Annotated in this window: 1 pseudogene; it reads right to left on the reverse strand. The window is 46.9% G+C overall.

The window, feature by feature from the left end:
- A pseudogene (locus AB4209_RS16795) lies at positions 1-7,397 on the reverse strand (hypothetical protein); the annotation flags it as partial.

A 7,397-nucleotide genomic window follows, 5' to 3' on the forward strand; every position in this document is an offset into this window, starting at 1 on the left:
AGCGCTTCAAGTAACGTAAAGGTGTATTGACCTAGATTTGTACCAGAGAAGGTAACGGTAAAGATGTTGGTTTCAACATCCGACGCATCTTTCACAAAACCGATGTAATCGCCAGCACTGTTAGGATCTTCTTTTAGCTGAACCGCCAAGTTGTTTGACGTTAACGTACCTAGAGTATTGAACTCTGCAGGCTCGATACGGAACGACTCAACATCGTCACTCTCATGAGTAAACTGAATGACTTTGGTGTCGCTGACCGCAGAGTTAGATGGATCAGAGCCATCGGCTAGATTCGTTTCAGATAGTGAGATTGGAGGAATGACATCAATGGTCGGCACATCGCCGTCCGTAATGGTCAGCGTCACTGTCGAGGTAAGAACGTCGTCATCACCATCGCTCGATGTCACCACGATGCTCTTAACGATATCGCCAACCGAGTGGTCTAAATCTCGGTTCGGCTCAAAGCGTACTTCCCCTTGAGTCGTAATAAACAGTGATCCTTCGGTGAAGGTAAACTCTTGCTCGGTCGCATCATTCGGGTCTAGAGAGTAAGCGGTGCCGTCATAGGTAAATTGAGTCACACTCGCGCCATCAGCACTTGCGGATGTTAATACATCGAAAACGGATGTCGTTGGCGTACCTGCAGCTAAGTCGGCGACAGTAGGCTCTTCAATCGTCAGATCGCCACTAGCCATAACTTGAACATCATCGGTAATAGTGACTGACAGAGGTGACATTAACGAGTCATCACCGTCGGTATCAACCGCGTAAACTGGCAAGTTAAATGTTAGGTCGTTATTGCCTTGGATTGGTGTGTGGTCAATCGCTTCCAGAAGAGTGAAGGTGTATTCACCCAAAGTGGAACTGCTGAAATCGAGAGTAAACACCGTGGTTTCGACATTCGAAATATCGGTCGTGAAACCAATATAATTGCCAGAGCCTGTTGGTTCCTCTCGAATCTCAATGATCAAACCATCTGATTTGAGCGAGTTGTCTGTATTAAATTCGGTTGGCTCTAGGCGGAACTTCTCTACATCGTCGCTTTGATTCGTGAATGAGATGGTTTCTGTTTGACTCACTGCCCCCATGATTGGTGACGAGCCATCCGCTAAATCTGCTTCAGCAAGCGCGATGCTTGGCACCGATTCAATCGTTGGGATATCACCATCAATAATCGTCAGTGTGACAGTGGCTGTTTCAACATCCACATCGCCATCGCTTGACGTGAAGACGAGAGATTTAACGATATCGCCACTCTCGTGGTCTAAATCACGGTTCGGTTCAAAGCGCACATTACCTTCGATGGTGACGAACACATCACCCTCAGTGAACGTAAATTTCTGCTCGCCTGTGATTGTTGGATCTAGAGTTTGAGCGGTACCACCGTCATAAGTGAACTGGGTAATCACAGCTCCATCGGCACTTTGCGCCGTCATTACATCAATCGTATTGGTCGTCACCGTACCGTCAGCTAAATTCGGCTCGGTAATATCCAGCGTACCGTTCGCCATGATTTGGACGTCATCACCAATGGTCACCGACAACGGCGACATTAATGAATCATCACCATCTGAGTCCACCGCATAAACTGGCAAATCGAAGGTCAGTTCGTTGTTATCTAAGCCATCGGCATGGTCTAACGCCTCAAGCAACGTGAAGGTGTATTCACCCAACGTGGTACCTGAGAAGCTTAAGCTGAAGACAGGAACGTCCGTTCCACCGTCATCAATAAAGCCGGTATAGATGCCTGAGTCTGCTGGGTCTTCTTTAAGCTCAACCGCTATGTTGTTCGACGTTAACGCACCACCCACATTGAACTCAGTTGGTTCGATTCGGAACTTCTCAACATCATCACTTTGGTTGGTAAACGAGATAGTCTCGGTTTGACTCACCGCACTGCCGCTTGGTGTCGAGCCATCGGCAAGCTGTGTTTCTGATAGCGTCACGCTTGGTACGGATTCGATGGTTGGAATATCACCATCAGTAATGGTCAGAACAACCGTCGCGGTCTCGACGTCCACATCGCCATCGCTGGATGTCACCACAATCGATTTCACAATGTCTTCGCTAACCGTGTGGTCTAGATTGCGGTTTGGTTCGAAGCGTACTTCACCTTCAAGTGTGATAAACAAAGAGCCTTCAGCAAACACAAACTCTTGCTCACCGGTATCAGCTTGGTCAAGCGTCAGTGGAGTCCCACCATCGTAAGTGAACTCAGTAATGGTAGCACCGTCAGCACTCTGCTCTGGCATCACATCAATGGTAGTTGTGGTCACCACCCCTGCGGCCAGATCGGCGACGGTCGGCTCTTCGATATTCAGGATGCCATTGCTCATGCCTTGAACATCATCTTCGATGGTCACAGTCAGTGACGACATCACTGAGTCATCACCGTCACTGTCTACCGCATAAACAGGCAGGTCAAAGCTCAAACTGTTATTCACCAGACCATCTTCGTGGTCAAGCGCTTCAAGTAACGTAAAGGTGTATTGACCTAAATTGGTATCCGAGAAGCTAATCGTGAACACGTTAGTTTCAACGTTCGAACCATCAGTCACAAAACCGATGTAGCCACCCGGTGTAGTTGGGTCAGCTTTCAGTTCGACAGCCAATCCGTTCGATTTCAGAGCACCACCAACATTAAACTCAGTCGGTTCAATACGGAAACTCATCACGTCATCACTTTGGTTAGTAAAGGTAATGGTTTGAGCTGAACTTACCGCACTTGCATTCGGAGCAGATCCGTCGCTCAGATTCGTTTCTGACAGAGTAACGCTTGGCACCGTGTCAATCGTTGGGATATCGCCATCAGTAATGGTTAGCGTTACCGTTGAAGACACAAGATCGCTATCGGAATCACTTGAAGTTACGACTATCGACTTCACGATATCGCCACCAGTATGGTCAAGGTTACGACTTGGTTCGAAACGAATATCGCCTTGCAGAGTGATATATAATGCCCCATCAGCAACCACGAACTTCTGCTCACCTGTATCGTTTTGATCAAGCGTTAATACCGCCCCACCATCATAAGTGAACTGAGTAATGGTCGCCCCATCAGCACTCGCGGATGTTAATACATCAAATACTGATGTTGTTGGCGTGCCTGCAGCTAAGTCGGCAACAGTAGGCTCTTCGATACTAAGCGAACCACTCACCATCACTTGAACATCATCAGTAATCGTTACCGATAGTGATGACATTAACGAATCGTCACCGTCGGTATCCACTGCGTAAACTGGCAAGTCAAATGTTAGGTCGTTATTGCCTTGAATTGGTGTGTGGTCAATCGCTTCCAGAAGCGTGAAGGTGTACTCACCCAAAGTGGTACTGTTGAAATCGAGTGTAAACACAGTGGTTTCGACATTCGAAATATCGGTCGTGAAACCAATATAATTGCCTGATCCTGTTGGTTCCTCTCGAATCTCAATGATCAAGCCATCGGACTTGAGCGCGTTGTTAGTATTAAATTCACTTGGTTCTAGACGGAATTTCTCAACATCGTCACTTTGATTAGTGAAAGTGATGGTTTCCGTTTGACTAACCGCGCTGCCACTTGGCGATGAGCCATCAGTTAAATCAGCTTCTTCAAGTACAACGCTCGGTACCGAATCGATAGTCGGATTGTCACCATCAGTAATGGTCAGCGTAATGGCTGAAGTCACCGGATCGTTATCGAAGTCGCTTGAAGTCACTACTATCGACTTCACGATGTCTTCGCTAACGGAATGGTCTAGATCGCGATTAGGTTCAAAGCGCACTTCACCTTCAAGGGTGATAAACAACTCGCCTTCTGTGAAGCTGAACTGCTGTTCACCAGTGTCATTTTGATCAAGCGTTCTTAGCTGACCGTCATAAGTAAACTGAGTGATCGTCGCACCATCAGCACTTTGCTCGGGCATCACATCAATGGTGTTGGTTGTGATTGTGCCGTCTGCAAGATTTGGCTCGATGATATCTAACGTACCATCTTGCATGATTTGAACATCATCACCGATGGTCACATTCAGCTGAGACACCAGTGAATCGTCGCCGTCCGTATCAACCGCATAAACAGGCAGATCAAAACTCAGATCGTTCTTATCTAAACCATCCGCATGGTCTAACGCTTCAAGCAGAGTAAAGGTGTATTCACCCAACGTACTCGTAGAGAAAGCAATCGTGAATACAGGAACTTCAGTATTCGAGCCATCGGTAATAAAACCGATGTAAGTTCCCGGATTAGCCGAATCTTCTTTTATCTCAACCGCAAAACCATTCGATTTCAGTGCACCGCCGACATTGAATTCAGTAGGTTCAATACGGAAACTCGCCACATCATCACTTTGGTTGGTGAAAGTAATCGTCTCAGTTTGACTTACTGTACTTCCGCTTGGCGCAGAGCCATTGGCTAAATTAGATTCCGAAAGCGTAACACTTGGTACCGCATCAATCGTTGGGATATCGCCATCAGTAATCGTCAGCATCACTGTGGAAGTCAGTACATCGTTGTCTAAATCGCTTGAGGTCACCACAATCGACTTCACGATGTCCTCGCTAGCCGTGTGGTCCAAATTACGATTAGGTTCGAAGCGCACGTCACCTTCAAGCGTGATGAACAACTCACCTTCAGTGAAGCTAAATTGCTGCTCACCATTGTCAGTTTGATCCAGAGTGCGAACTTGACCGTCATACGTAAACTGGGTGATAGTCGCGCCATCGGCACTCTGATTTGGCATCACATCAATGGTGCTAGTTGTGATTGTTCCATCAGCCAGATTTGGCTCGATAATATCTAACGTACCATCTTGCATGATTTGAACATCATCACCGATGGTCACATTCAGTTGAGACACCAGTGAATCATCACCATCGCTATCAACCGCATAAACAGGAAGATCAAAAGTCAGATCATTCTTCGCTAAGCCATCTACATGGTCTAGTGCTTCAAGTAAGGTGAAGGTGTATTGGCCTAAATTGGTATCCGAGAAGCTAATCGTAAACACGTTAGTTTCAACGTTCGAACCATCAGTCACAAAGCCGATGTAGCCACCCGGCGTGGTTGGGTCCGCTTTCAGTTCGACGGCCAATCCATTTGATGTCAAAGCGCCACCAACATTGAACTCCGTTGGTTCAATACGGAAGCTTGTCACATCATCACTTTGAGTGGTGTAAGTAATGGTTTGAGTTGAGCTAACCGCGCTGCCACTTGGTGCAGAGCCATCACTCAGATTTGTTTCCGACAAGTTCACTGTTGGCACATTATCAATGGTTGAGATATCACCATCGGTAATGGTCAACGTGACGGTTGAGTTCAGCACATCGTTATCGGAGTCACTAGACGTCACCACGATCGATTTCACGATGTCTTCGTTCAGCGTGTGGTCTAGATTACGATTAGGCTCAAAGCGCACTTCACCTTCAAGAGTGATGAATAGTTCACCTTCCGTGAAGCTAAACTGTTGTTCGCCATTGTCATTTTGGTCAAGTGTTCGAAGTTGGCCATCATAAGTGAATTGAGTGATCGTCGCGCCATCGGCACTTTGATTTGGCATCACATCAATGGTGTTAGTTGTCACAATGCCAGCGGCCAAATCTGCGACGGTTGGCTCGACGATATCTAACGTACTATCTTGCATGATTTGAACATCATCACCGATAGTGACATTTAACGGAGACATCAGTGAATCATCGTCATCACTGTCTACCGCATAAACAGGCAGTTCAAAACTGAGGTCGTTGTTGCCACGGGCATCTTGGTGGTCCAACGCTTCAAGCAAAGTGAAGGTATATTCACCTAATGTGGTGCTAGAAAAACTCAGCGTAAATACCGTGGTTTCGACATTCGTCGCACTAGTAGTAAAACCAATGTAGTCACCCGACCCCGCCGGCTCTTCACGTAACTCAACGGCTAAACCGTTCGATTTAAGATCGTCGTTAGTATTGAACTCAGTTGACTCAATACGGAAACGAACCACATCATCACTTTGATTGGTAAACGTGATGGTTTGAGTCGAGCTTACCGCGCTGCCACTCGGAGCAGAGCCATCGCTCAGGTTAGTTTCAGAAAGGGTAACGCTTGGAATGACGTCGATCGTAGGGTTATCACCATCCGTAATCGTCAGTGTTACGGTAGAAGTCAGAGAGTCGTTATCGAAGTCACTTGAAGTCACAACAATCGATTTCACGATGTCTTCGCTCACCGAGTGGTCTAAGTTACGATTCGGCTCAAAGCGTACTTCTCCTTCAAGAGTGATATATAGCTCGCCTTCCGTGAAGCTGAACTTTTGCTCGCCATTGTCAGTTTGATCAAGTGTTCGAAGTTGACCATCGTAGGTGAACTGAGTGATTGTCGCGCCGTCAGCACTTTGCGTTGGCATCACATCAATGGTGTTGGTTGTCACCGTACCGTCGGCCAGATTCGGCTCGATGATATCTAACGTGCCGTCTTGCATGATTTGAACATCATCACCGATGGTCACCGACAACGGAGACATTAATGAATCATCACCATCTGAGTCCACCGCATAAACTGGTAAGTCGAAGGTCAGTTCGTTGTTATCTAAGCCATCAGCATGATCTAATGCCTCAAGCAGTGTGAAGGTGTATTCGCCTAACGTAGTACCGGAGAAGTTTAAGCTGAAGACAGGAACGTCCGTTCCAGCGTCATCAATAAAGCCGGTATAGATGCCTGAGTCTGCTGGGTCTTCTTTAAGCTCAACCGCAATGTTGTTCGACGTTAACGCACCACCCACATTGAACTCAATTGGTTCGATTCGGAACTTCTCAACATCATCACTTTGGTTGGTAAACGAGATAGTCTCGGTTTGGCTCACCGCACTGCCGCTTGGTGTCGAGCCATCGGCAAGCTGTGTTTCTGATAGCGTCACGCTTGGTACGGATTCGATGGTTGGAATATCACCATCAGTAATCGTCAGAGTGACCGTTGACGTCACCACATCGTTATCTAAATCGCTTGAGGTCACCACAATCGATTTGACGATGTCTTCGCTAACCGTGTGGTCTAGATTGCGGTTTGGTTCAAAACGCACATCACCTTCAAGAGTGATAAACAACGAGCCTTCAGTGAAGATAAACTCTTGCTCGCCAGTATCAGCTTGGTCAAGCGTCAGTGGAGTCCCACCATCGTAAGTAAACTCAGTAATGGTCGCGCCATCAGCACTCTGCTCTGGCATCACATCAATGGTACTGGTTGTGGTTGTGCCGTCTGCAAGATTTGGCTCAGTGATATCTAACGTACCATCCTGCATGATTTGAACATCATCACCGATGGTTACATTTAACTGAGAAACCAAAGAATCATCGCCATCGCTGTCTACCGCATAAACAGGCAGGTCAAAGCTCAAACTGTTATTCACCAGACCATCTTCGTGGTCAAGCGCTTCAAGTAACGTAAA

The sequence above is a fragment of the Vibrio sp. 10N.286.48.C11 genome, assembly GCF_041469805.1.
In the GTDB taxonomy this organism is placed as follows: Bacteria; Pseudomonadota; Gammaproteobacteria; order Enterobacterales; family Vibrionaceae; genus Vibrio; species Vibrio crassostreae_C.